22 protein-coding genes are annotated in these 25113 nt (G+C 75.1%); 8 read left to right on the top strand and 14 right to left on the bottom strand.

Annotated elements, in window-relative coordinates; all coding sequences use genetic code 11:
* Positions 1-180: 180 nt before the first annotated feature.
* Positions 181-567, bottom strand: a complete 387-nt coding sequence (locus tag MNY60_RS04235) for an ACT domain-containing protein (RefSeq protein ID WP_242335106.1) — start codon at positions 565-567, stop codon at positions 181-183.
* A gap of 294 nt (positions 568-861) precedes the next feature.
* Here MNY60_RS04235 and MNY60_RS04240 point away from each other — a divergent pair, with 294 nt between their 5' ends.
* Positions 862-3399: a fibrinogen-related protein gene (locus MNY60_RS04240; protein WP_242335105.1), complete on the top strand. Its 2538-nt coding sequence runs from the start codon at positions 862-864 to the stop codon at positions 3397-3399.
* 72 nt (positions 3400-3471) lie between these two features.
* Here the strand turns inward: MNY60_RS04240 and MNY60_RS04245 are convergent, their stop codons facing one another.
* Positions 3472-3912: a thioesterase family protein gene (locus MNY60_RS04245; protein WP_242335104.1), complete on the bottom strand. Its 441-nt coding sequence runs from the start codon at positions 3910-3912 to the stop codon at positions 3472-3474.
* A gap of 212 nt (positions 3913-4124) precedes the next feature.
* On the opposite strand from MNY60_RS04245, the gene MNY60_RS04250 reads away from it, so the two are divergent.
* Positions 4125-4850: a hypothetical protein gene (locus MNY60_RS04250; protein ID WP_242335103.1), complete on the top strand. Its 726-nt coding sequence runs from the start codon at positions 4125-4127 to the stop codon at positions 4848-4850.
* 23 nt (positions 4851-4873) lie between these two features.
* On the opposite strand, the gene MNY60_RS04255 is transcribed toward MNY60_RS04250, so the two are convergent.
* From MNY60_RS04255 to MNY60_RS04265, 3 genes are all read right to left on the bottom strand, one after another.
* Positions 4874-5578 carry an endonuclease V gene (locus MNY60_RS04255; protein WP_242335102.1) on the bottom strand — a complete coding sequence of 235 codons (705 nt, stop codon included), beginning with the start codon at positions 5576-5578 and terminating at the stop codon, positions 4874-4876.
* On the bottom strand, positions 5575-6054 hold the full coding sequence (locus MNY60_RS04260) for a YbhB/YbcL family Raf kinase inhibitor-like protein (protein ID WP_242335101.1): 480 nt from the start codon (positions 6052-6054) through the stop codon (positions 5575-5577). The genes MNY60_RS04255 and MNY60_RS04260 overlap by 4 nt, the downstream gene beginning before the upstream one ends.
* An 83-nt stretch (positions 6055-6137) precedes the next feature.
* Entirely contained in the window at positions 6138-7124 is a 987-nt protein-coding gene (locus MNY60_RS04265) for an aldo/keto reductase (RefSeq protein ID WP_242360085.1), read from the bottom strand.
* A gap of 139 nt (positions 7125-7263) precedes the next feature.
* Between MNY60_RS04265 and MNY60_RS04270 the strand changes: the two genes are divergently transcribed.
* Positions 7264-7410, top strand: coding sequence for a hypothetical protein (locus MNY60_RS04270; protein ID WP_242335099.1), 147 nt, complete (start codon positions 7264-7266; stop codon positions 7408-7410).
* A gap of 24 nt (positions 7411-7434) precedes the next feature.
* Here MNY60_RS04270 and MNY60_RS04275 read toward each other — a convergent pair whose 3' ends face one another.
* Together MNY60_RS04275 and MNY60_RS04280 are read right to left on the bottom strand one after the other, a co-directional pair.
* Positions 7435-8499: a DUF475 domain-containing protein gene (locus tag MNY60_RS04275; RefSeq protein ID WP_242335096.1), complete on the bottom strand. Its 1065-nt coding sequence runs from the start codon at positions 8497-8499 to the stop codon at positions 7435-7437.
* A 95-nt stretch (positions 8500-8594) separates the two neighbouring features.
* On the bottom strand, positions 8595-8987 hold the full coding sequence (locus MNY60_RS04280) for a VOC family protein (RefSeq protein ID WP_242335093.1): 393 nt from the start codon (positions 8985-8987) through the stop codon (positions 8595-8597).
* Between the two features lie 145 nt (positions 8988-9132).
* On the opposite strand from MNY60_RS04280, the gene MNY60_RS04285 reads away from it, so the two are divergent.
* Positions 9133-9807, top strand: a complete 675-nt coding sequence (locus tag MNY60_RS04285; protein WP_242335090.1) for a site-specific DNA-methyltransferase — start codon at positions 9133-9135, stop codon at positions 9805-9807.
* 78 nt (positions 9808-9885) lie between these two features.
* Here the strand turns inward: MNY60_RS04285 and MNY60_RS04290 are convergent, their stop codons facing one another.
* The 4 genes from MNY60_RS04290 to MNY60_RS04305 form a co-directional block, all read right to left on the bottom strand.
* Positions 9886-10167 (bottom strand): GIY-YIG nuclease family protein, encoded by a 282-nt coding sequence (locus MNY60_RS04290; protein ID WP_242335087.1) that lies wholly within the window; start codon positions 10165-10167, stop codon positions 9886-9888.
* 34 nt (positions 10168-10201) lie between these two features.
* A complete protein-coding gene (locus tag MNY60_RS04295) occupies positions 10202-11173 on the bottom strand; it encodes a patatin-like phospholipase family protein (protein ID WP_242335084.1) in 972 nt (323 codons plus the stop codon).
* Entirely contained in the window at positions 11170-12558 is a 1389-nt protein-coding gene (locus tag MNY60_RS04300) for a NapC/NirT family cytochrome c (RefSeq protein WP_242360086.1), read from the bottom strand. Before MNY60_RS04300 ends, MNY60_RS04295 begins: the two co-directional genes overlap by 4 nt.
* 164 nt (positions 12559-12722) lie before the next feature.
* Positions 12723-14483 (bottom strand): MASE1 domain-containing protein, encoded by a 1761-nt coding sequence (locus MNY60_RS04305; protein WP_242354973.1) that lies wholly within the window; start codon positions 14481-14483, stop codon positions 12723-12725.
* Positions 14484-15166: 683 nt separating this feature from the next.
* On the opposite strand from MNY60_RS04305, the gene MNY60_RS04310 reads away from it, so the two are divergent.
* On the top strand, positions 15167-16108 hold the full coding sequence (locus tag MNY60_RS04310; protein WP_242335074.1) for a LysR family transcriptional regulator: 942 nt from the start codon (positions 15167-15169) through the stop codon (positions 16106-16108).
* Positions 16109-16192: 84 nt separating this feature from the next.
* Here the strand turns inward: MNY60_RS04310 and MNY60_RS04315 are convergent, their stop codons facing one another.
* Entirely contained in the window at positions 16193-16633 is a 441-nt protein-coding gene (locus MNY60_RS04315) for a hypothetical protein (RefSeq protein WP_242335071.1), read from the bottom strand.
* A 198-nt stretch (positions 16634-16831) separates the two neighbouring features.
* Between MNY60_RS04315 and MNY60_RS04320 the strand changes: the two genes are divergently transcribed.
* From MNY60_RS04320 to MNY60_RS04330, 3 genes are all read left to right on the top strand, one after another.
* A complete protein-coding gene (locus tag MNY60_RS04320; protein WP_242335069.1) occupies positions 16832-17518 on the top strand; it encodes a DUF2059 domain-containing protein in 687 nt (228 codons plus the stop codon).
* Positions 17519-17609: 91 nt separating this feature from the next.
* Entirely contained in the window at positions 17610-20180 is a 2571-nt protein-coding gene (locus MNY60_RS04325) for a PEP/pyruvate-binding domain-containing protein (protein WP_242335064.1), read from the top strand.
* A 123-nt stretch (positions 20181-20303) separates the two neighbouring features.
* Complete coding sequence (locus MNY60_RS04330) at positions 20304-22940, top strand: HD domain-containing phosphohydrolase (protein WP_242335062.1); 2637 nt, start codon at positions 20304-20306, stop codon at positions 22938-22940.
* An 18-nt stretch (positions 22941-22958) separates the two neighbouring features.
* Here MNY60_RS04330 and MNY60_RS04335 read toward each other — a convergent pair whose 3' ends face one another.
* Positions 22959-23525, bottom strand: coding sequence for a methyltransferase (locus MNY60_RS04335; protein ID WP_242335059.1), 567 nt, complete (start codon positions 23523-23525; stop codon positions 22959-22961).
* Positions 23522-25096, bottom strand: a complete 1575-nt coding sequence (locus MNY60_RS04340) for a GNAT family N-acyltransferase (protein WP_242335056.1) — start codon at positions 25094-25096, stop codon at positions 23522-23524. The genes MNY60_RS04335 and MNY60_RS04340 overlap by 4 nt, the downstream gene beginning before the upstream one ends.
* Between the last annotated feature and the right edge of the window lie 17 nt (positions 25097-25113).

Consider the following 25113-nt stretch of genomic DNA (forward strand, 5'->3'; position numbering starts at 1 on the left):
GCGGGGCGGGGCGGGGCCCCCTCGCCCGCCGTGTGCCCGCCCCCCCGCCCCCCCCCCCCCCCCCGCCGGGGCGCCGCCGCGGACGCGGCGAAGCCGCTCGCGGCGTCGCACGGGACCCGGCGAGCCGGGGTGGGGCCCCGACGAGCTTCGCTCGGCGGGGCGGGGGACGCAGTCCCCCGTTTATCGGACTGCTTTCAGCGCAGTCTTGAGATCGGTGACGCCGAAGAAGACGGTGGTCTTCCGGGCGGGCGCCGTCCCGATGAACACGTGGGTGATGTCCACGCCGGCCTTGCCGATCGCGGTCGCCGCGCGTCCGAGGGCGCCCGGCTTGTCGGGCAGCTCGAGCTCCAGGACCTCCTGCTCCTCGGCCGGCCAGCCGCGCTTCGCGAGCACGCGCTTCGCAGCGGCCGCGCGGTCCACCACCATCCGCACGACGCCCTCGTTCCCCTCGACCCAGGCGTTCACCGCGCGCAGGTTCACCTGCTTCTCGCCCAGCGCGGCGGCGATCTCTCCCAGCATGCCCGGCCGGCTGGGCACGCGGATCTTCAGCTCCTTCGCTCTCGGCATCGTCTTCCTCCCGACCCGACATCGCAGCGCGCTGCGCCGCTCGGGGCAAGCTCACGCAGAGGGTGCGACTCTTCGTGCGCGCCGCCCTCGCGGAGACCCTCCCCATGGAGGGTCGGGCGTTCGCGGTAGATCGCTCGCCACAGTCACCGTGAGTCACTCGCCGGCCGGACACGGGCCGGGGGTCCACCCCCGGTGCGGGTCCGTCGGACGGGCGACAGGCGCCCGCCTGCACCGCTGCCTACCTTCCGAGCCATCCAGCCTTCGCCGGCCGTGTGCCGGGACATTGGGGGAAGCATGCAGTCGAGATCGCTCGCCGGCCTGATGCTCGCCGCGCTCGTCGCGGCCTGTTCCAGCTCGAGCCCGAGGAATGACCCGAAGCCCTGCAGCGAGACCTGCTCCGCGCCGAACCTCTGCGTGCGGGAGGTGTGCAGCCCACCCTCCTGCACGGACGGCGTGCGCGACGGCGGCGAGTCCGACGTGGACTGCGGCGGCGCCTGCGCGCCGTGCCCGAGCGGCGGCGCCTGCACCGTGCCGGGCGACTGCGACTCCGGCGTCTGCTCGGGCGGCGCGTGCGCCGCGCCGACCTGCTCGGACGGCGTGACCAACGGCGCCGAGTCCGACGTGGACTGCGGCGGCGCCTGCGCGCCCTGCCCGGACGGCGCGGGCTGCGAGGGCGCGGGGGACTGCGCGTCCGGCGTGTGCGTGTCCGGCGCGTGCGCCGCGCCGACCTGCGGCGATCTGGTGAGGAACGGTGACGAGACCGGCACCGACTGCGGCGGGCCCACCTGCGCCTCGTGCCCGAACGGCGGCGGGTGCGGCAGCGGTGCCGACTGCGCCTCGGGCACCTGCGCCGGCGGCATCTGCGTGGCTCCGAGCTGCACCGACGGGAAGCTGAACGGGGACGAGACCGGCACCGACTGCGGCGGCACCTGCCCGCCGTGCGGCGCGGGGCAGGCCTGCGGCGTCCCGGCCGACTGCGCCTCGCAGGTGTGCACCGGCGGCGCGTGCCAGGCGCCGTCCTGCACGGACCTCGTGAAGAACGGCGACGAGAGCGACGTGGACTGCGGCGGCAGCGCGTGCGCGGGCTGCGTCGACGGGTTCTCCTGCGGGGCTCCCGCCGACTGCGCCTCGGGGAAGTGCATCGCCGGCGTCTGCTACCCGCAGTTCTGCGGGAACGGGCGGCTGGACGGCGACGAGACGGACGTCGACTGCGGCGGGTCGTGTGCTCCTTGCGGCGACGGCGGGGCCTGCATCACCCCCGAGGACTGCTCCTCCGGCGTCTGCGCCGGCAACGCCTGCCAGGCCCCGACCTGCAGCGACGGCGTGAAGAACGGCGCCGAGACGGACGTGGACTGCGGCGGACCGACCTGCAATGCCTGCACGACGGGCTACCAGTGCGCGACCGGCACGGACTGCACCTCCGGCATCTGCGCGGACGGCGCCTGCCAGGCCCCGACCTGCGCCGATCAGGTGAGGAACGGGTTCGAGACCGGCGTGGACTGCGGCGGCTCCTGCGCCGGGTGCGCGGACGGCGGGCCCTGCAACGCCGGCCCTGACTGCGCGTCCGGCGTGTGCACCGGGAACGTCTGCCAGCCCCCGACCTGCACGGACGGCGTGAAGAACGGGGCGGAGACCGGCAAGGACTGCGGCGGCGGTACCTGCGCCGCCTGCGCGAACCGCGAGGGCTGCGCGAGCGACGCGGACTGCGCCTCCGGAGTCTGCGCGAGCGGCGTGTGCGTCGCCCCGACCTGCACGAACGGCCAGCCCGATCCGGGCGAGACCGGCCTCGACTGCGGCGGCCCGGATTGCGCTCCGTGCGGAGACGGCGGCGGCTGCGGGATCGGGAGCGACTGCGCGTCGAGCGTCTGCACGGGCGGCGTCTGCACGCCGGCGACCTGCGCCGACGGGACGAAGAACGGGAGCGAGAGCGACGTGGACTGCGGCGGCACGTGCCCGGACTGCGGCGCGAGCCGGGCCTGCGCCACCGCGTCGGACTGCGCCTCGCGGGTCTGCGTGAGCGGCGTGTGCCGCGCGCCGGCCTGCACGGACGCCGTGAAGAACGGGAGCGAGAGCGACGTGGACTGCGGCGGGACCTGCCCGCAGTGTCCGCTGGGCCGGACCTGCACGACCCCCGCCGACTGCAACGCCGGCGCGTGCGTGGCCGGCAAGTGCTCCGCCTCGAGCTGCGTCGCGCTGAAGCGCACCGGGCTCAAGTTCCCCACCGGCACGTACCCCATCGCGCCGAACGGGACCTCCGCGCTCACCGCCTACTGCGACATGCGCACGCTCGGCGGCGGCTGGACGCTGGTCCTCCGCTCCACGCGCGGGGCGGAGTATCCGGCGAGCCTCGCCTACACGCAGTCCTACTCGGACTGGCTCACGTCCGGCGTGGGGAGCCCGGTGGTCGCGCCGAAGGTGCTCTCGGACCAGTACGTGTTCCCGCTCGAGGAGCTGCGCCGCCTCACCCTCCTCCGGAACGCGTACCTGCGCTTCTCCGCGGACGGCGTCACGCAGGTCGCGCGGCTCCGCAAGGCGAGGCTGGCCGCGGACTACGCCATCGCCGGCCAGAACGCGCTCGCGGTCGCCGAGGCGCTGTGCGGGCCGCAGTCCACCACGAGCTGCTTCCTGCGCGATCGCGGGATGCCGTTCGCCGCGCCGGGCAGCCCGGCCGGCCCGGCCGACGCGTGCGTCGCCGCGAACGGCGGCGTCGGGTTCTGGTACGACCCGAACGGCTGCTACTCGCACGATCCGTTCCGCGTGGAGGACGGGGCGGCGTTCTCGGGGACGACGGCGGCGCCGGCGACGCAGCACTGGACGTGGTGGGTGCGCTGACGGCGAGCAGCGTCCGGGACGGCGCCCTGCCGCCCCGGGCGCTCTGGCCGCGCGCGGTGGCGGGCGCGCCCCTCACGCTCGGTGGGCGGGCGCGCCGACCACCTCGCGGAACGCCGCGGGCATCGTCACGACCCGGCGCGCCGCGTAGTCGAAGAAGACGATCCCGGTCTTCACCCGCGCGATCTCCTGCCCCGTCGCGACGTCCGCGATCCGGTACAGGAGATCGCAGCCGCGCGTCCGGACGTCGTCCGCGGCGAGCTCGACCGCGAGCGTCATGCCGTACCGGCCCTCGGCCCGGTACACGATGGCCGCGTCGACCATGATGATCCCGGCGCCCGCCACGTCGAGCTCCGTGAAGCCGTGGGCCGCGAGGAAGCGGACGCGCGCCTCGTGCGCGATGGAGAGGACGGCGTCGTTGCCGAGGTGGCCGCCGTAGTTCACGTCGCCGATGCGGACGGGGAGCTCGGTGCGGAAGAGGAACGTGTCCGGGAGCGCGATCTCGACGCGGGCCATCGCCCACCCGTACCGCGAAAGCGCCCGCGCGGGCGAGGACGACCGTCGCCGGCGGCAGCGCCGCGCGTGAGACGGGAGCTCTGCCGAGGTATGGCGCGCGCGTGACGGCAAACCCTCCCCGCCCGCTGCGCGTGCGCCTGCCCGTCCGCCCGGCGGCGCTGACCGCCGCCGCGTTGTCCTGGCCCCCGCTCCCCGGGTAGGCTGCCGCGCGCATGATCCCCATCAGGTGTTCGCTCCTCGTCGCCGCCCTCGCCCTGGCCGGGCCCGCGCTCGCGCAGTCGTACCTCATGAAGCCGGGCGCGGAGACGGCGGCCAGCGGAGAGGCGGCCCCGGGGGCCGGGACGAAATCGACGGCAGGCTGCCACTGCTTCCGCGATCGCACCTTCGAGCTCGAGCGCCCGGCCGCAGCCGACCCGTACATCCTCGCGACGACGCGCAGCTCGCTCCTCTCCGCGGCGTTCGGTCCCGGCAAGGCGAGCCTCGTCCAGGCGGTGATGACCGGGACCGCGCCCGAGGACCTGTGGATCGCGCACTTCGCCGCGGCGCGATCCGGCGGCGATGCGGGCGCGCTGCTCGAGGCGAAGGGCGCGAAGGGCGCCTGGAAGCCGGCGCTCGCGGGCGCGAAGGGGCTCGACGGCCCGTTCGCGGCCGCGCTCGCGCGCGGCGCGCCGGATCGAGAGCTCGCCGGGATCGCCGTGGACGACGTGCTCGTCCGCCGTGCCGGCGCGAGCGCGGAGGCCGTGCGCGCGGTGCGGCAGGCGGGCGCGTCCACGGAGGAGACGATCCTCGCCACCGTCCTCTCGAGGAAGCTCGGCTCCCCGGCCGTGCCGCTCGTGCAGAAGGTCCGGAGTGGCCAGGCGACCTGGGGCCGCGTGCTGAACGACGCGGGCCTCGTGCCGAAGCAGATGGACGGGATCGTGCGCGAGATCGTGCGCTGATCCTGGTGCGCGGCGCTGCCCGTTCACGCGGCGCGCCCGTCCCGCAGGGCGCGGGCTCGCTCGCGCGCGCGCCGGAGCGGCTCGGGCATGAGGGTGCCCAGCGTCGTCGCCAGGACGAGGCCCGCCGCGACGTCGGGCGTCGTCCGCCACGCCGCGTGCGCCACGATCGGCCGGACGCCTCGGCGGATCCGCAGCCAGCACGCGAGCTCCTCGCCGTCGCGTGCGAGCGGAGCCCGCGCGCCGGCGCGGTCCTCCGGCGGTGGTCCCGCCGCGACGAGCGGTCTCTGCGTCACGCCGATCGAGGGCACGTCGAGGATCGCGCCCAGCATGACGGCGAGCCCCGCGCCGCGCGGGTGATCGCGCCCGGCCGCGTGGACGAGGAGCACGTCCGGGGGCTCGGGCAGGGCGGCGACGGCCGCGGCGAGGAGCGGCCCCTCGCGCAGCGCGAGCAGCCCGCTCTCGAACCCGGCGCCGAGAGGACCGCTCGCGTCCCCGTACACGAGCACGCACGGCGCCCCGGCGCCCACCTCCACGAGCGCAGCGGCGGCGAACCCGTCCTCGCCCTCGCCTCCCGTCCTCCCGCGCCCCGCGACGAGGGCGCAGCCGGCGACGCGGAGCCGCTCGCCCTCCCACCGCCACGGCGGCGGGCGCGTCCGACCGAGCGACGCCTGTGCCGCCTCGAGCTCCGCCCGCGTGCGCGGCCAGGCCGGCGGCGAGGCGGTGCTCAAGGCTTCTTCTTCTGGTACGTCCCCATGAGCCGCGCCTCCTCGAGGACGTGCCCCTTCATCGCCGCCTCGAGCTTCGCCTTCGTCGGGTGTCCGAGATCCGGCAGCTCGGTGTCGAGCGCATACAGCTTGAAGAAGTAGCGGTGCCGCCCGATGGGCGGGCACGGGCCGCCGTAGCCGGTCCGCTTCCAGTCGTTCGTCCCCTCGCGCGCGCCCGCCGGCAGCGCCTTCGCCTGGGCGGCCTCCGGGAGGCCCTTCGCGTCCGGCGCGAGCCCGTAGAGCACCCAGTGCACGTAGGTCATCTTGGGCGCCTTCGGGTCCGGCGCGTCCGGATCGTCCACGATGAGCGCGAGGCTCTTCGCGCCGGCCGGGATCCCCGACCACGCGAGCGCGGGCGAGGTGTCCTTGCCCTCGCACGTGTGGACGAGCGGGATCTCGCCTCCGTCCTCGAACGCGGTGGAGCGGATCGACATCGCCATGGCGCCTCCCCTCTCTCCCGCCGCGGTGATCGACTCCGTCGCCGCGGCCACGAGCACCCCTCGGCGCACCCGCGCCCCGGGCGTCACAGGTTGACCGTCTTCATCCCCGCCTCCGGGTAGCGCTCACCGGCGGCGGCCCCCTTCGGCGCGATCCGATCGATGCGCGCGAGCTCCTCCGGCGTGAGCCGGATCGAGGCGGCGGCGACGTTCTCCTCGAGGTACTTGCGCCGCTTGGTGCCCGGGATGGGCACGAGGTCCTCGCCGCGCGCGAGGACCCAGGAGAGCGCGAGCTGCGACGGGGTCACCCCGCGGCCCTCGGCGAGCTTGCGGACGTGCTCCACGAGCTCGAGGTTCTTCGCGAAGTTCTCCCCCTGGAAGCGCGGCGCGTTCCGCCGGTAGTCGCCCTCGGGGAGGTCGGCGGGCGAGCGGAACCGACCCGAGAGGAAGCCGCGGCCGAGGGGGCTGTAGGCCACGAAGCCGATCCCGAGCGCGCGCACGGTCGGGAGGATCTCGTCCTCCGGGTCGCGGCTCCAGAGCGAGTACTCGGACTGGAGGGCGCTGATCGGGTGGACGGCGTGCGCCCGCCGGATCGTCGCCGGCGCGGCCTCGGAGAGGCCGAGGTAGCGCACCTTGCCGGCGCGCACGAGCTCCGCCATCGCGCCCACGGTGTCCTCGATGGGCACCGTCGGGTCGACGCGGTGCTGGTAGTAGAGGTCGATGACGTCCACCCCCAGCCGCCGCAGCGACGCGTCGCACGCGCTGCGCACGTAGTCCGGCTTGCCGTTCACGCCGACCCAGGTCCCGTCCGCGCGCCGCTCGTTACCGAACTTCGTCGCGAGCACCACGCGATCGCGCCGGTCGCGGATCGCCCGCCCGACGAGCTCCTCGTTCTTGAAGGGGCCGTACATGTCGGCGGTGTCGAGGAAGTCGACCCCGAGCTCGAGCGCCCGGTGGATCGTGGCGATCGACTCCGCCTCGTCGCCTGGGCCGTAGAACTCGCTCATCCCCATGCAGCCGAGGCCCATCGCCGACACCGAGAGCCCCTGCTTCCCGAGCCTGCGCTTCTGCATTGCCCACCTCCGACGTGGAGTGGTGCTCCCGGCGCCCGCCGCGCGCAACCGCCGTCGTGTCGCAGCGCCGGCGGTCGGGGGACGTGCGGCAGGCGCGCCGGTTCCTTATCACTCCGGCGAAGGAACTCCCGGAGGCAGGATGGACATCGACCCCATCGCGGTGATCGGCGCGCTCGTGCTCACGCTCCTCGGCGTGCTGCTGACGGGCCCCGGGCTGTGGAGCGAGAAGTGGGGCTGGGGGATGCTCGACCGGCGCAAGGACGAGCGGGAGAAGCCCATCGAGTGAGCCGCCTGGGGCCCGCGGTCGCCGTCAGCGGACCGGCCGCGCCGCCTGGTAGCGCCGGTTGAAGCGGATCGACGACCAGAGCGAGAGCCCGATGAACGCCGCCCCGACGAGCCCGGTGAACGCCTCCGGCACGTGCATGGCGGTGCCCATGAACATGAGCAGCGCGAGCGCGCCGATGGCGTAGAACGCGCCGTGCTCGAGGTAGCGGTACGACGCGAGCGTGCCGTGCTCGACGAGCATCACCGTCAGGCTCCGGACGAACATGGCCCCGATGCCGAGGCCGATGGCGATGATGAAGAGGTTGTTCGTGAGCGCGAACGCGCCGATGACGCCGTCGAAGCTGAAGCTCGCGTCGAGCACCTCGAGGTAGAGGAAGCTCGCCGCGCTCGCCCGGTGGACGTTTCGCATCGCCTCCTCGCCGACCTCCATCGCCGTGCCGATCCCGTCCACGGCGATGAACGTGACGATCCCGAAGATCCCGGCGACGAGGAACGCCTCGTGCTCGCCGGCCGGGACGAACCGCGAGAACCCGTAGATGACGAGCAGCATGAGGCCGAGCTCGGCGGCGTCGACCTTGCCGAGCTTCGCGAGCCCGATCTCGAGCCCCCGCAGCCAGTGGATCTCCTTCTCCTCGTCGAAGAAGTACCCGAGGCAGACCATGCCGAGGAACGCGCCGCCGAACGCGCCCAGCACGGTGTGCGCGCTCGTCAGGATCCGGGCGTACTCGGTGGGATCGAGGGCCGCGAGGCGCAGCGCCTCCTGCGGCCCGACGCGCGCGACGACGCTCACCACGAGGAGCGGGAACACGAGCCGCATCCCGAACACCGCGATGGCGATGCCCCAGGTGAGGAAGCGGTGGCGCCAGACCGGCGTCATGTCCCGGAGCACCGTGGCGTTCACCACCGCGTTGTCGAAGGAGAGCGACGTCTCGAGCACGCCGAGGACCGCCACGATGAACACCGTCCCGAGCACCCCGGCGACCGTCCCGTGGTAGTAGACGCCGAGCGCCGCGCCCGCGAGGAGCGAGACGGCGGTGAAGACGAGCGAGCCTGAGAAGAAGCGGAGGGTCTCGGAGCGGGAGTTGGCCATCGCGGGAGGAGCCGCGCGGCCGGCGGCGCGACGGGGCGCATCATGCCGCTCGGCGGGCCGGCTGGCAACGGACGGCGGCGGGCGCCGCCGCGCCGTCACAGCCCGCGGATGGGCTGCCCGAACGTGAACTCGACGAGGTGACCGTCGGGATCGCGGACCATCGTGACGTACCCGATGTCACCGCCCCCGTCGAACGGCGGCTCGGCGAGGATGCCGAGCCGCGCGCCCTCCGCGGCGATGCGGTCCACCTCGGCGCGCGCGTCGCACTGGAACCCGAGGTGGTCGAGCCGGAAGTCCACGCGCGTCAGGTAGAGCACGAGCACGAACGCGGGCGTGCCCTCGGGGCGCGCGGCCGGCGCGAGCCACACGGTGTGCCCGTCCGGCCGGCCGTCCCGGACCACCTCCAGGCCGCAGAACCGGCGGTAGAAGGCGATCGAGCGCTCGAGCTCCGCGACCTTGACGACCACGTGCGTCCAGCGGGCGGCCATGACCGCAGTATCTCCGCGGCGCGGCGAATGTCACCCGCCTCCGCTCCCTCGCGCGGCCCGCTCCGCTCCATGACCCCGGCGCCGGGCCGGGGCGCCGCTCGCTCCCGGCCCGCGGACCCCGGCCCCGGGTTATCGTCCCCCGCGCATGCCCGACGATCCCACGCGCCCGCCCCTCGCGCCGCGCCGCACCGTCCACGCGGGCGACGGGGTCGCCTGGCTCGAGGCGGCCTCGCTCCCGGCGGACCACGCGATCGTCACCTCCCTGCCGGACGCGTCCGAGCTGCCCGCGCTCGGGCCCGAGGGCTGGCGGGGCTGGTTCGTCCACGCGGCGGAGCGCGCCTGCCGGGCGGTCGCGGACGAGGCGGTCGCGATCTTCTACCAGACCGACGTGAAGCGGGACGGGCGCTGGGTGGACAAGGCGTTCCTCGTGCAGCTCGCGGCCGAGCGCGCCGGGAGCGGGCTCCTCTGGCACAAGATCGTGTGCCGCGTGCCGCCCGGGACGACCACCTTCGGCCGCCCCGCCTACGCGCACCTCCTCTGCGTGAGCCGGGGCCTGCGGCTCCTGCCGGGCCGGTCGTCGCCGGACGTCCTCCCCGTCCCGGGCGCGATGACCTGGGCGCGGGCGATGCCGCTCGAGGCGTGCGCCGCGGCCGCGCGGTTCCTCCGCGCCCACACCCGCTGCCGGGCGGTGGTGGACCCGTTCTGCGGCCTCGGGTCGATGCTCGCGGTGGCGAACGCGCACGGCCTCGACGCGATCGGCGTCGAGCTCTCGCGGCAGCGCGCGGAGCGGGCGCGGGCGCTCGCCCTGCCCGCCGCGTGACCTCGTCGCCGCCTGCCTCCGCGAGCCGCGCGGCCCCCCGCCACGCCCCCGGGCGTCGCGCGCAGGAACCCGCCGTGCCTATCGAGCGCGCCCGCGGCGCGGCCTCGCCGCCACGAGCGCCAGCTTCTCTGCGCGCGTGAGCCGCTTCAGGGCGGCCTCGCGGCGGAGCGCCGCCGACCGATCCCCGGCCCGCTCCGAGTACACGAGCACCACCGGCAGGCGCGCGCGCGTGTAGCGGGCGCCCTCCCCCGCGGCGTGCCTCGCCAGGCGGCGCGCGACGTCGTTCGTCGCGCCGGTGTAGAGCGAGCCGTCGCCGCAGCGGAGGACGTAGACGTGCCAGGTCGGGGCGCGGCGGGGCATCGACGAAAGCCCCTAGCACGAGCCGGAGCCCGCGTCAGCCGCCCGGGGTGCCCGCGCTCGCCGCCGGGGCGGGGCGGGGCCACGCCGCGAGCACCTCGCGGATCCGGGGCAGCGCCGCGCGGGCCGCCTCCATGCCCGCCCTGATCGCCGCGTCCTTGCGGTCGAAGTCGACGAAGCCCACGTCCTCCACGGCGGGCTGGATCGTCACGTCTGCGATCCCCCGGAGCTCCTCGGCCTCGGCGCGCGACACGAGGTTCACGACCCGGAAGATCACCTCGACGAAGTTCCTGGGGGTCGCCTTCGGCTCGAGCGCGGCGAGGTCCACCGCGATGACCACGTCCGCGCCCAGCTGCCGCGCGACGTCCACGGGCAGGTTCCGGACGACGCCGCCGTCCACCAGCACGCGCCCGCCGAGCCGGACGGGCTCGAGCACGCCCGGGATCGCGCACGACGCGCGCACCGCGCGCGCAACGTCCCCCTCGTGGAGCACCACTCGATCGCCGGTGTCGAGATCGGTCGCGACCGCCGCGACCGGGACGCGCAGGGCCTCGAACCTCCGCGCGTGGACGTGGTCGCGCACGAACCGCTCGAGCCGGTCCCCCGTCGCGAGCCCCTCGCCGAACAGCGCCGGCGCGAGGGAGAAGTCGAAGAAGTCGTGTCGGTCGAGGCTGCGCGCCATCCGCTCGAGGGCGTAGCTGTTGGGCTGAGCCGCGTAGACGGCGCCCACGAGGCTCCCGACGCTCGTCCCGACGATGAGCTCGATGGGCACCCGGGCGTCCTCGAGCACGCGGATCACGCCCACGTGGGCGAAGCCGCGGGCGCCCCCGCCTCCGAGGACGAGCGCCACCCGTGGCGGCTGGTCGTCGAACGGCGCGGGCGGCACGTCGGGCAGCGGCGGCGCCGCGGTGCGGCAGGCGACGAGCGTGAGGAGCACGGCGAGCGCGCGGGGGGCGAGCCGCGGCGCGGAGAGGCGACGGCGGCGCGCCCCGCTCGACCGGGCGCTCACCGCCCGAGCTCCTTCAGCACGGGTGGATCGACCTCGCCCTCCGCGAGCACCCGGTGGCAGAGATCGCAGTCCTGGGAGATCGTCCGGCCGTCCTCGGCCGCGTGCGCCTCGTCGTGGCAGCGGAAGCAGCCCGGGGCCTCCTCGTGCCCGACGAACGACGGGTACGTCCCCCACCCGATGCGCATGCTGGGCCAGACGTTCGTGGCGTACACGTCGCCGAGCGCCGCCGCGGCCGCCTCGATCGCGTCGCTCCGGGAGCGGGCGACGTCCGGATGCTCCCGGGCGTAGAAGGCGCGCAACCCGTCCCGGATCGCGGCGCGCGCGGCCTCGTGGGACGGGTGCTCCTCTCGCACGAGCCGCACCCCCTCGCGCCGGACGAACGGCAGCGCGCGATCGATCCGTCCCGCGACGATGGCGGCGTCCACCTCGCGCTCCGGGGTGCCGAACACGTGCGTCGGCCGGTTGTGACAGTCGACGCAGTCCATCGTCCGCCACTCCCCGCCGGCGCCCTCCACCGGCTCGGGCGCGCGGAAGGTGCGCCGCGTGCCATCGGCGAGCGTGAGCTCCACCGCCCCGATCCTGCTCCGGGAAGGATCCGCCTGGTAGCGCACCTGCACGCCGGGGCGGACGTGCCAGTGGACGCCGCCGCCGCCCTGCTCTCCGCCGCCGACGTGCACGACGAGCACCGTCCGCCGCGGTGTGCTCGCCGCGTCGTCCGCGTGCGAGGTGCGCACGCGCAGCCGGTCGCCGACGAACCGGGTCGGCCAGTGGCAGCGCTCGCACGTGTCCCGCGCCGGGCGGAGGTCGTGGACCGGCACCGGGATCGGGCGCTCGTACAGGTCGAAGGTCACCGACACGAGCTGCCACGCGCCGGACAGCTTCGACTTCACGAACCAGGGCGCACCCGGCCCGATGTGGCATTCCACGCACGCGACGCGCGCGTGGTTCGAGCGCTGGTACGCGGTGAGCTCCGGATCCATCACGCTGTGGCACGACCCGCAGAACGCCGGCGAGTCCATCACCTCGACCGCCCCGAACGTCGCGAGCGCGACGATGACCACGTTCACCACCGTCAGCGCGGCGATGAAGAGGACGCGCCTGCGGGTCGCGGGGTGGTTGAGGTCGACCACCGGCAGCGCCGGCTCCTCGCCGCCTCCGGCGCGGCGGCGCCGCGCGAGCCAGTCGCCGAGGGGGATGAGGAGGAGCCCGACGACGAAGACCCCCGGCAGGATCACGAACGCCAGGATCCCGAGGTAGGGGCCGCCGTGATACCCGACCAGCCCGAGCGCGAGCAGGGTCACGACGAGGATGCCCGCGACGGTGGCGGCGATCGCGCCCGCGAGCCCGAGCGGACTGCGCGTGAGATCCGCGAACAGGCGCCTCATCTCCCCTCCCCGGCGGCGTGTCCGGCGACGCCGCCGCCATCATGCGTCCGCGGCCGCCGGCGCTGGTCGCGCGATGGCGGCTCCGGTGGGGAGGACCCGGCGGGTGCGACGGGATGGCAGGCTGACGCGGGCAGTAGCATGCACCGCAGCAGGTCTCGGCGGCCTCAGGCGGACGTGCGGAGGACCGGCGTTTCCGCGGCCTCGAGCCCGAGCTCGAACCAGAACCGGCTCCCGACGCCCACCTCGCTCTCGACGCGCAGCTCGCCGCCCATGAGCGCCACGAGCTGGCGGCTGATCGCGAGCCCGAGGCCGACGCCGGCCCGGGCGGTGCGCGCGGAGGCCCCCTGGCGGAAGGGCTGGAACACGCCCTCGAGCTCCTCCGCCGCGATGCCGGCCCCGGTGTCGCTGACGGCGAACGAGACGGCGGGCCCCGCCGCGCGGACCTCGAGCGCGACCTCGCCCCGCGCGGTGAACTTGACCGCGTTCCCCAGCAGGTTGAGCAGCACCTGCCGGAGCCGCACCTCGTCCGCGAGGACGTAGGTCGGCAGCCCTGCGCCGACGTCCACCTTGAGGTCGAGCCCCTTCTCGTCCGCCTCCAGCCGGACGAGCTCCCCGGTCGTGCTGGCGAGCTCGTGGAGGTGCGTCGTCCCGAGCCGCAGCTCCAGGCGCCCCGCCTCGATGCGCGACAGCTCCAGCAGATCCTGCACGAGGTCCAGGACGTGCGCGCCGCTCCGCCGGATGACGGCGGCGTGCCCGAGCGCCCGCGGCCCGGCGCTCGCGTCGCGCTCGAGCAGCCACGCCCGGCCGAGGATCGCGTTGAGCGGCGTGCGGACGTCGTGGCTCATCCGGGCGAGGAAGTCCGACTTGGCCTGGTTCGCGGCGTCGGCGGCGCGGCGCGCCTGCTCCGCCACCTCGTGCGCCTCACGGAGCTTCGCCTCGCCCTCCCGCAGCGCCGCCACTTGGCGGTCGAGCTCGGCGGTGCGCTCCGCGACCGTCTCCTCGAGCGCGTCCCGCGCCTCACGCAGCCGCGCCTCGCCGCGCCTCCGGTCCTCGTCGAGGACGGAGAGCGCGAGGAGCGGCAGCGCCGTCGCGACGAGGAAGAGCTGGAGCGCGAGGACGTTGTGGGCCGGCGAGGCGCCGGTGAACGGCCCGAGCCCGTGGCGCGTCGCGGCGAGCGCGAGCAGCGCGACCGCGGAGACCGCGGTGCTCGCGCCGAGCGTGCCGAAGCGGATCGCGGCCCAGAGGAGCAGCGGGAGCGGCAGGTAGAGCGCGCCGGGCCACGCGCTCTCGCCGGCATGGTGCCAGAACGCGAAGGCGACCGCGACGGCGAGCCCGGCGCAGAGCGCGAGCGCCTCCGCGACGCGGCGGCGGCTCCCCGGCGAGCGCCAGGGGCGCCGCGCGAGCCAGAGCAGGATCGTGGGGGTGAGCGTGAGGTGCGCGAGCGCGTCCCCCAGGAACCAGCGGCCCCACGCGGTGCCGTACGCGGTGCCGGCGGCGACCGCCGCCGCCGCCCCGGGGAGCGCCGCGACCGCGGGGGCGAGGAGCACCGCGAACACCGCGAAGCGCGCCGCGACACGGATCGTGACGGTGGAGGCAGGGCAGCCGGCGCGCCGCAAGAGCCACGCGGCGACGACCACCTCGACCGCGTTCGCCGCCGCGAACCCGGCCGCGGTCGAGGACGGGAATCCCATGGCGAGGTCGGACGCGAGCTCCGCCAGGACGACCGCCGCGAGGAGGGCCGCCCACCGGCGCCGGGGCGAGCGGAGCAGCGCCACGAGCGCGAGCGTGTTCGGCACCCAGAACGCCGCGATCGACTCGGCGCCGACGTTGAAGGCGGAGCCGAGGCGCGCGGCGAGGAAATACCCTGCGAGGAGGGCGAGCGGACCGACGACGGCGCGGACGGACGGCAATGGGACTCGGGGCATGCTCGCTCGGGCTCGCGATGGCTCGCGCGGGAGGCGCGGTTCCTAACGGCGCGAGGGCGCGGGCGCGAGCCGCGACGCCTCCCGTGCCCACGGTACGGTCGAAGCCTTAGCCCGAGTCCGCGCTCGGACCGGGCGGGCGAGCGCCACCGGAGTCGCGCACCGCGCCGGACGCGAGCGGCGCGCGTTGTCCGGCCGCGATCGCGTCGGCAGGTTGGAACCCGTCCACCCCTCGCCCTTCGATGGGCTGAGGGCGAGCTCGTCGAAGCGCAGCGGGAGATGGCACGCGGGCGGTCCGGTTTCAGTCGGACCGCCCGCTCGCCCCTTCGGCCCGTCCCGGGTCAGCGCACGAGCCGCAGCGCCGAGGCCGGCTCCACGATCCCGAGCAGGAAGAGCACCCAGAGCGCCACCCAGCCGACGAGCAGCACCACCGCCGCGACCGCGTCGGGCGTCACGACGCTGGCCGCCCGCCGCGCCGCCGCGAGCGTCGCGCGACCCGCGGCGCGTTCGATCGCGCGTCGGGTGCGGCGGCGAGGCGGCTCGGGGGTAGCGGCACGGCGCCCCGGGGCCCACGCGCCGGGGACCCACGTGGGCGGTGAAATACGGCTTCCGGCAGGCGACGTCATCGTGCACTCCTTTTCGGGATCCGCGCGCGCCGCGCGGTACGTTCGAGGAGAGGTCTAGCGATGGCGAGGGCACCGCTGAACGCGCAGCCGAGCACCGCCCCCGCGCACGAACGCGCGGGCCGGCTCGACTGGGGCAACCTGCGGTTCTTCCTCGAGCTCTCCCGCTCCGGCAGCCTCTCGCGCGCGGCGCAGCGCCTCGCGGTGGACCGCAACACCGTGGCGCGCCGGGTCGCGGCGCTCGAGGAGGAGCTGAAGCTCCCGCTCTTCGAGCGCGGCCCTCAGGGCTGGATGCGGACGGCGGCCGGGGACGAGCTGGCCGCCCTCGCCTCCCGGATCGAGGAGGACGTGCTCGCGCTCGCCCGGCACGTGGACGCGCGCGACCGCGCCATCGCGGGGACCGTGCGCCTCACGACGGCGATGCACCTCTCGGCGCACCTGCTCGTCCCGGCGCTCCCCTCCCTGCGCGAGCGGCACCCCGCGCTCCTCCTCGAGATCGCCGCCGATCAGCGCACCTTCGACCTGAGCCGCCGCGAGGCGGACCTCGCGCTGCGGATGGGCCGGCCGCGCGACGCGGGGCTCGTCACGCGCAAGCTGTCCGACGTCGCCTACGGGCTCTACGCCGGGCGTGCGTCCCCGGCGGCCCGGCGCGGCGAGGTCGATCTCGCGGGGGATCCGTTCCTCGGCCTCGACGACTCGCTCGCGAGCTCCCCCCAGGAGCGCTGGCTCGCGCGCGTCGCGCCGCAGCGCCACATCGTGTTCCGGTGCAACAGCACCGCCTCGCTCCACGCCGCGGTGCGGATCGGGATCGGCGTCGCGGTCCTGCCCTGCTTCGTGGCCGAGGGCGACGCCGGCCTCGTCCGGCTGGACGCGCCCGAGCCGCCGCACCACGAGCTGTGGCTGCTCGTGCACGGCGATCTCCGCCGCACGCCGCGCGTGCGCGCGGTCATCGACTGGGTCGACGCGCTCGTCGCCGCGGCGCGGCCCGCGCTTTGCGGGCCCTGACCGGGCTCAGGTGCCCGCCTCGGCGACGCCGTCGCGCCTCGCGACGGGCTCGCCCCAGGCGGACGACGCCCTCGTGCCTCGTCATCAGAGCGGGAACGCGAGCCGCACGCCGATCATCGCCGTCGGGTCGAGGTAGCCGACCTCGAGCCCGAACGACACCGCCCGCGCCACGAGGCCGAAGCCGACCGCGGCGTGGAGCTTGAGGGCGTCGTCGTCGTCGAACACGATCCACGGCCCGGCGAGCCCCTCGACGTACAGGCGGTCCATCCGCACGCGCAGCTTCACGTCGAGCGGGACGCCGACCCGCGACGGCTCGGAGAGGAGCATCGCACCGAAGCGCGCGCCGACGGAGAGGTGCCGGGCGAGCGGCGTCGCGACGCCGAGCGTGAGCTGGAACTCGCCGATCTCCGGGTCGAGCAGGTAGTCCGCTCCGAGCCCGAGGGCGACGGAGGCGTCGGCCGGGCGCGCCCAGGCGAGGGCGGCGGCGACGGCGAGGGAGGCGACGAGGGCGCGGCGGACGGTCATGGAGAGGCTCCTGCGGTTCATGGCCGCAGGGCGGCCGATCGCCCGCCATCCTACGCAGCGAGCGACCGCAGCAAAGGCACCGCGGTCGGTGTCTCGGCGCTCATGTGCGGAGCGCGGCGGGAGCCGAACCAAGTGGGTCGCGGTTGCACCCCTCGCGTGCTACTAACGTTTTCCGCCCATTCGAACCCGGAGCCCTGAATGTCCCTTGCTCGCCGTCTCGCCGTCGCAGCCGTGCTCTCCACCCTCGCCGCCCCGGCGCTCGCAGCGCCCGCCCCCGCGGCGAAGCCGGAGGCGGCCAAGCCGGCCGCCAAGCCCGAGGCGGCGAAGCCGGCCGCCCCCAAGCCCGAGGCCGCCAAGCCCGTCGAGCTGAAGCCCAGCGCCGGCGAGCTCGCCCGCGTCCTCATGCCGAAGAAGACCTGGGAGGCGGGGCTCGGTGCGCTCTCCAAGAACGTCCAGGCCCAGATGCAGATGCACCCGGGCGCCAAGCTCGAGTACCCGAAGGACTTCGACAAGCAGGTCCGGTCCGAGCTCGAGGCGGCGCTCCCCTACGACGCGCTGCTCGACCTGCACGCGAAGGAGCTCTCCGCGGGCTACACCGAGCCGGAGCTGAAGGATCTCCTCGCCTTCTACAAGACGCCGACCGGCCAGAAGTCGCTCGAGGTGATGCCCACCGTCTCGCAGAAGATCGCCATGCAGACGCAGCAGCGGGTCCAGGCCAAGATGCCCGAGATCATGGAGCGGCTCGCGGGCAAGGTGAAGGGGCCCGCCGGCGCGAAGACGAGCCCGCACGGCGCGATGCCCCCCGGCCACGGCGGAGCGGCGCCCGCGCCCCAGGCCGCGACCCCCGCGACCCCCGCGACGCCGCCGGCCAAGCCGGCGAAGTGACCCCGCGGCGGAGCCGCCGCCGCGAGCTTCTGCGGCGGGCTCTCGCGGGGAGGCGAGAGCCCGCCGGCCACGGCGCGACGAGGAGCGTGTCATGACCGCCCCCGCGCCCAGCACCGGGTTGCCCGGCCTCGACGCCGTGCTCCGCGACCTGCGCCCGGGCGACAACGTCGTCTGGCAGGTCGAGACCCTCGACGACTACCCGCCGCTCGTGGCCCCCTTCGTCGAGGCGGCCCGGGCCGCGGGCCGGCGGGTCGTCTACCACCGCTTCGCGCGCCACCCCGCCCTCGCCGACGCGGCCGACGGGGTCCTGCTCCACGAGCTCGATCCCGCCATGGGGTTCGAGAGCTTCACCGCCGGCGTCCACGAGGCGATCGAGCGCGCGGGGCGCGGCGCCTGCCACGTCTTCGACTGCCTCTCGGAGCTCGCGGCCGGCTGGTGCAGCGACCTGATGCTCGGGAACTTCTTCACCGTCACCTGCCCGTACCTCTTCGAGCTCGACACGATCGCGTACTTCGCGGTCGTGCGCGACGGCCACTCGCTCGAGGCGGTGCAGGCGATCCGGGACACGACGCAGCTCCTCGTCGACGTCTTCCGCCAGGGCCGGACGCGCTACGTCCACCCGCTCAAGGTGGACGGACGCCACTCGCCCACGATGTACCTGCCGCACGTCTGGGAGGACGACGCCTTCCGTCCGCTCACCGAGAGCGCGGTGCTCGCCGAGGCGCTCGCCGGCGCGTCCGAGGGGCGGCTCGACCCCGCCGCGCGCCTCGACGTCTGGGACCGGCGCTTCCTCGAGGCGCGCGAGCTCCAGGAGGCGGTGCGAGCGGGGTCGCGGCCGTGGCAGGACGAGCAGGCCGCGTTCCGCGCCCTCGTGCGGATGATGCTCACGCACGACCCCCGCCTCGCCGAGCTCGCCGAGCGGTACCTCGACCTCAACGCGCTGCTCGCGATCCGCCGCCGCATGATCGGGACGGGGCTCGTGGGCGGCAAGGCCTCGGGGATGCTGCTCGCGCGGGCGGTGCTGGAGAGCACCGATCCGGCGTGGCGGCATCGCTTCGAGCCGCACGACTCCTGGTTCATCGGCTCGGACGTGTTCTACACGTACCTCGTCCGGAACGGCGCTTGGCGGGCGCGGCGCGACCAGCGGAGCCGCGCCTCGCTGCTCGCGGGCGCGGCCGAGGCGCGCGCGCGCCTGCTCGCGGGGACGTTCCCCGCCGCCGTCGTCCAGCAGTGCGTCTCGATGCTCGACTACTACGGCCAGTCGCCCATCATCGTGCGCTCGAGCAGCCTCCTCGAGGACGGCTTCGGGAACGCCTTCACGGGCAAGTACGAGAGCGTGTTCTGCCCGAACCAGGGCGCGCCGGAGGAGCGGCTCGAGGCGCTCCTCGCCGCGGTGCGGACCGTCTACGCGAGCGCGATGAGCGACGCCGCCCTCCACTACCGCGACGATCGCGGGCTCCTCGACCGCGACGAGCGGATGGCGATCCTCGTGCAGCGGGTGTCCGGCGCCGTCCACGGCCGCTTCTTCTACCCGCAGGCGGCCGGGGTCGCGCTCTCGTACAACCCGTACGTCTGGAACCACGCCATCGACCCGGACGCCGGGGTGATGCGCCTCGTCTTCGGCATGGGGACGCGCGCGGTGGACCGCTCCGACGACGACTACACGCGCATCGTCGCGCTGAACGCGCCGCAGCTCCGCCCGGAGACGAGCCTCGACGAGGCCACCGAGTACGCCCAGCGCCGGGTGGACGTCCTCGACCTCGAGGCGAACCGCTTCACCTCGGCGCCCATCGACGAGGTCGTCGCGGAGAGCCCGCTCCTGCCCGTCGACCTGTTCGCCACCCGCCGCCGCGGGCCGGGCGGCGGCTGGGTCCTCACGTTCGAGAAGCTCCTCTGGGCGACCCCGCTCGTGGACGAGGTGCGCACGCTCCTCGCCGCGCTGCGCGAGGCGTACCGCTACCCGGTGGACGTCGAGTTCACCGCGAACTTCCTCACCGGCGGCGACTTCCGGCTGAACCTCGTCCAGTGCCGGCCCCTCCAGGTGAAGGAGGGCGGGATCGTTCCGCCCCCGCCCGAGGGGCTCGCGGCCGACGCCGTCGTCGCGGCGAGCCGCGGGCCGGTCGTCGGCCAGAGCACGAGCGCGCGCGTGGATCGCGTCGTGTTCGTCGACCCGGACGCGTACGCGACGCTCGCGACGCAGGACCGCTACGAGGTCGCGCGGGTGGTCGGCCGGGTGACGCGCGCCGGCGACGCGGCGCGCCGCGTGCTCCTCCTCGGGCCCGGCCGGTGGGGCACGACGACGCCTTCACTCGGCGTTCCCGTCTCGTTCGCGGAGATCCGCCGGGTCGCCGCGCTCGGCGAGATCATGCGGCTCGGCGACGTCATCCCCGACGTCTCGCTCGGCTCCCACTTCTTCAACGATCTCGTGGAGTCGGGGATGCTGTACGTCGCACTCTATCCCACCCACCCCGGCCACGCGCTCGACGAGGCGCGCCTGCGGGCGGCGCCGAACCGCCTCGCGCAGCTCTCGCCCGACGACGCGCGCCTGGCGCACGTGGTGCGGGTGGTCGACTTCCCCCTACCCGAGGATGGGCGCGCGCTCTGGCTGCACGCCGACTGCGTCCGGCAGGAGGTGATGTGCTACCTCCGCGCCCAGGAATGACGCCGCGTCGTGGGACGCCGCCGCGCCGGGCGCCGGCTTCTACGGACGGGCCGAGATCCACTACACTCCGCGCAACCATCGACCGTCGGCGCACCTGGCGCGGCGGCGGCGGCGCGAGATCGCTTGAGCGAGCCATCGACATCCCCCGAGCCGCCCGCGCGGCGCCGCCCCCGGCTCGATCGCAGGCGGGTCCTCGCGGCGCTCTTCCCCGAGGTCCTGCTCGACGGCACGCCCTGGCGCGCGCAGTGGCGGGGGCACGAGGACCGGCTCATCGTCCTCTCCGCGCGCATCGCGCTCGTGAGCTCCATCGTCGGCCAGGTCCTGCACCACTTCCTCGTCGACCTCCCGCTCGAGCTCACGCCCGCCTCGCGCTGGGCCACGTACCGCTTCGGCAGCTCAGCCGTCTACGCGCTGCTGCTCGCCGCGACGTTCCTGCCGAGGCTGCAGCGCGGCCTCTGGGCGCGCGCGCCGCTCGTCGTGCTCACGTTCACCGTGAGCTGCCTGCAGGCCCTGACGGTGGTGTGGCTCCCCAGCGTCTCGTACCTGTACGCGTTCGTCTTCGGGGTGGTGGGGGTGCTCCTCCTCCGCCAGTCCGCGCCGACGGCCGTCGCCACGCTCGCCTCGATCTTCGCCGCCCAGTGGGCCATCGCGTGGCGCCACACGGACGTCCACCCCGCGCGGCTCTTCAGCGTCGTCACGCTGGCGGTCGGCCTCGTCCTCCTGTTCCGGGCGCGCATGACCACCGACGTCCGCGCCTTCCTCACCTCGCGGCGCGAGCGGCAGACCCAGCAGCAGCTCCTCGCCACCCAGGTCGAGCTCGACCGCGTGAAGACCAACTTCTTCACGAACGTCTCGCACGACCTGCGCACGCCGCTCACCCTCATCATCGCGCCGCTCGAGGCGATGCTGTCCGACGCGCGCGACCTCTCCGCTGAGGTGCGCGCCGATCTCGAGCTCATGCTGCGCAACGCGCAGCGGCTGCTCCGGCAGATCAACACGCTCCTCGACCTCTCGCGCCTGGACGCGAAGCACGAGTTCCTCCGGCTCGAGGACCTGGACGTGGTCGAGCTCCTCGGCTCGCTCGTCGAGAGCGGCCGGCCGCTCGCGGCGCAGCGGCACGTCTCGCTCGCCCTCGCCGTCGACGGACCGGTGCCGCCGCTGCCGGTGGACCGCGACAAGCTCGAGAAGATCGTCCTGAACCTCCTCTCGAACGCGATCCGCTTCACCGACGGGTCCGAGGCCCGCCCCGGCGCGGTCACGGTGCGCTGCGGCGTCCGGGAGGATCGCTTCTTCTGCTCCGTCGAGGACACGGGGATCGGGATCCCCGACGACCAGATCGAGCGCGTGTTCGACCGGTTCCACCAGGTGCGGGGCCCGGCCTCGCGCGGCCGCGGCGGGACCGGCATCGGCCTCGCGCTGGTGCGGCAGCTCGCCGAGTTCCACATGGGCTCCGTGGCCGTGCGGAGCCGCGTCGGCGAGGGCTCCTGCTTCACGCTCGAGCTGCCGCTGGACCGCTCCGCCTATCCCGCCGAGCGGCTCGACCGGCGCCAGGACCATCAGCCCGTGCCGGTGGACCGCCGCCGCCCCGCGCAGCCCGCCGCCGTGGCGCTGCACCTCGAGGCCGCCCGGCCGCCGCCTCGCCCGGCCCGGCCCACCCCCTCCCCCGTCACGCGCGCCACGAGCGGCACGAAGCCGCTCGTCCTGGTGGTGGACGACAACCGCGAGCTGCTCGACTTCGTGGCGCGCCAGCTCGCGGACGAGTTCCGCGTGCGGAGCGCCGAGCGCGCGGACGAGGCGCTGCGCGCCGCCGCCATCGAGCCGCCCGCGCTGGTGGTGAGCGACGTGATGATGCCGGGCCGCTCCGGCACCGACCTCCTGCGCGAGCTGCGCCGCGACGCCCGCCTGCGCCACGTGCCGGTCATCCTCGTGACCGCCAAGGCCGACCTGGAGAGCAAGATCGAGAACCTGCGCGAGGGCGCGGACGACTACCTCGCGAAGCCCTTCAGCGTGGCGGAGCTGCGCGCGCGCATCCGCTCGCTGCTCGACAAGCGCAAGCTCGCCGTCGAGCTGGCGGAGAAGAACGAGTACCTCGCCAAGCTCAACTTCGACCTCGTCCTCTCCAAGCGCCAGGTGTTCCTCGAGACGATGGAGGCGTTCGCGCTCGCGGTGGAGGCGAAGGACCCGTACACCCACGGCCACTCGCGCCGCGTGTCGCTGCTCGCCGAGCGCGTCGCCCGCGAGCTCGGGCTCTCCGAGGCGGAGTGCGAGACGATCCGCATCGCCGGGATCCTCCACGACCTCGGGAAGATCGGCACCCCCGAGGCCGTGCTCGTGAAGCCCGGCAAGGTCACGCCCGAGGAGTACGCGATCTTCAAGCGCCACGCGCAGCTGGGCTGGCGCATCGTCTCGGCGGTGAAGGAGCTCGACGGCGTCGCGCGCGCGATCCTCCACCACCACGAGCGCTTCGACGGCGCGGGCTACCCGGACGAGCTCGCGGGGATGCAGATCCCGACGCTCTCGCGCGTGCTCGCGGTGTGCGACACCTACGACGCGATGACGAGCGATCGCCCGTACCGCGCCGGGATCGCGCACCGGCTGGCGGTGGAGGAGATCCTGCGCTGCAGCGGCTCGCAGTTCGATCCGGAGTGCGTGCAGGCCTTCCTGCGCCTGTACGAGGACGCCGCGCCGCAGTTCCCCGCGTTCCCGTCCGGCCTCCGCGAGCTCGCGAGCCGGAACCTGCTCGGCGGCGGCGCGAGCTGACGCTCCACGCCGGGGCGCTCAGCCACCGCGGCCGAGGAGGACGGAGAGCCGCGGCACGAACATCCCCACCCGGGCGGCGTACTCCCGGTGCGCTCCCGCGAGCGGGCTCGCGGCGAACCCCCGCTCCTCGCGCACCGCGGCCCGCCAGTACGTGAGCACCCCCAGCCCGACGAGCGGCAGGAGCCACGCCGTGCCGGCCGCCGCGAGGCCGCCCGCGAAGGCGAGCAGGTAGCTCGCGTAGAACGGGTGTCGCACGAGGAGGTAGGGGCCGCGCGTCTGGAGGTGCTCCGGCACGTGCGCCGCGAAGGCGAGGAGCAGCGGCCGCTCCCGGTTGACCCGCGCCGCCCACAGGAACAGCCCGAGCGACAGGGCGAGGAGGACGAGCGCGGCGGCGAGCCGCGCGGGCGGCACCGGCGTCAGCGCGATCACGGCGGCCTCGCTCCCGAGGACGAGGCCGGACACGAGCGAGGCGCGGTAGCGGTGCGGTCCCTCGGGGCGCCGGAACACGCGGCGCACGCCGCCGAGGAACACGAACGCCAGCGCGCCGAGCGCGCCGAGCGCGACGAGGCGCAGGTCACCGCTCATCGGCGCCACCCGCGCGCGCCCTTGCGCCTGAGGTGCAGCGCCAGCGCGGCGCGCGCGGCGGGCCCGAACAGCCGCCAGAGCGCGACGCGCGCGTCGAGCAGCCTGCTCGCGGGCGCGACGCCGCACAGGCGCGCGAACGACCAGAGCTCCCATCCGCCCATGAGGTTCCAGATCACCGGGTTCACGTGCTTGCCCGAGACCACCCGCGCGACCTCCGCCATCATGAGGTGGTGCTCGAGCTTCATCCCGGGGTGGACGTAGGACGCGCCGAGCTTGCGGAACCCCACGCGCCCGTAGGGCTTCACGAGCTCGTCGGTGCAGCTCATGACCGCGAAGCGCCGGCCCGACTGCAGCGTGGTGAGCGCGCAGTGCTTCACGAGCGTGTAGAAGAGGTCGCTCCCGCGGAACTCCGGGTGCGTGCAGAACTTCGAGAGCTCCACGATCTCGTCGCGCGGGGGCGTGCCCGGCGGCAGGGCCAGGTAGTCCTCGTGCTTGAGCGGCGAGTCCGGGGTGGGCGGGAAGAGCAGCCGGACGCAGGCCACGATGCGGCCGCGGTACTTCGCGACGAGGATGCGCGAGCGCGCGTCGAGCGCGTCGGCCATGTCCTCGTCCCGCACCTCCGGCCCGGCCTTGCCGGCGCGCAGGTAGGCGAGCCGCCGGAGCGCCAGCACCTCCCGGTACTCCTCCTCGGTCCGCACCGCGCCGAAGTCGAGCGCGCGGCTGGACGAGCGGACGTGGAAACCCGTCTCGCGCAGCGCCTGCACGCTCGTCTCGGGCCCGAACTGGAGGAGGTACTGCCCGACGAGCTCGCGGGCGCGGGGATCCGGGACCGACCACGTCACGCCGAGCGCGAGGCAGCGCTTCGCGCCGTGCTGCGCGACCCGCACGCGCACGACGCGGAACGCGATCTCCGCCTGGCCCATCGTCGGGAAGGTGCAGCTCCCGGTGAACTCGACGCCCGGGATGAGGAACTTGTTCCGCAGGCTCGTGACGAGCTGCATGCCCGTCCGCGAGATGTCGACGATGCGGAAGTGGATCTGGTCGTCGTAGCGGACCGCGTTCGGCGTCACGCCCGTCGGGAGCCAGTCGCGCTCGCACGCGAAGCGCGAGGACGACCGCTTCTCGCCGGGCGCGCCCTCGTCGCCGGCCGGCTCCGACCAGCGCAGCGCGACGATGGCGCGGCCGCGATCCATCCGGACCGCCGCGACGCGGAGCGCGCCGAACGTGCTCGCGCTCCCGCCCACGCGCAGCGTGAGATCGAGGGCGTCGCCCGGCGAGACCGCGGCGAGCGCGGTGGAGCGCACGAGCTCGACGCCGAGGGGCGACATGCGCCAGACCTGCGCGGACGACCCGGGCCCGGGCGTCCCCGCCAGGCGAACCCGCGCGAAGACCGGATCGCCGGGGCGCACGTCGCCGGGCAGCACCGGCCCGTGGACCGGATCGCGCGGCCCGAGCGCGTGGACGCGCGCCTGCGGGCCCTCGGGGGCCGACGCGTCGAACCCGCGCGTCGGCGGAGCGGCGTCTTCGTCCGGCCTTGCGCTCGCGTCGGCGGACGAGGTGGGGATTCGCATCGGTGCTCGCCTCCTGG

The sequence above is a fragment of the Anaeromyxobacter sp. SG17 genome (assembly GCF_022690695.1).
In the GTDB taxonomy this organism is placed as follows: domain Bacteria; phylum Myxococcota; class Myxococcia; order Myxococcales; family Anaeromyxobacteraceae; genus Anaeromyxobacter; species Anaeromyxobacter soli.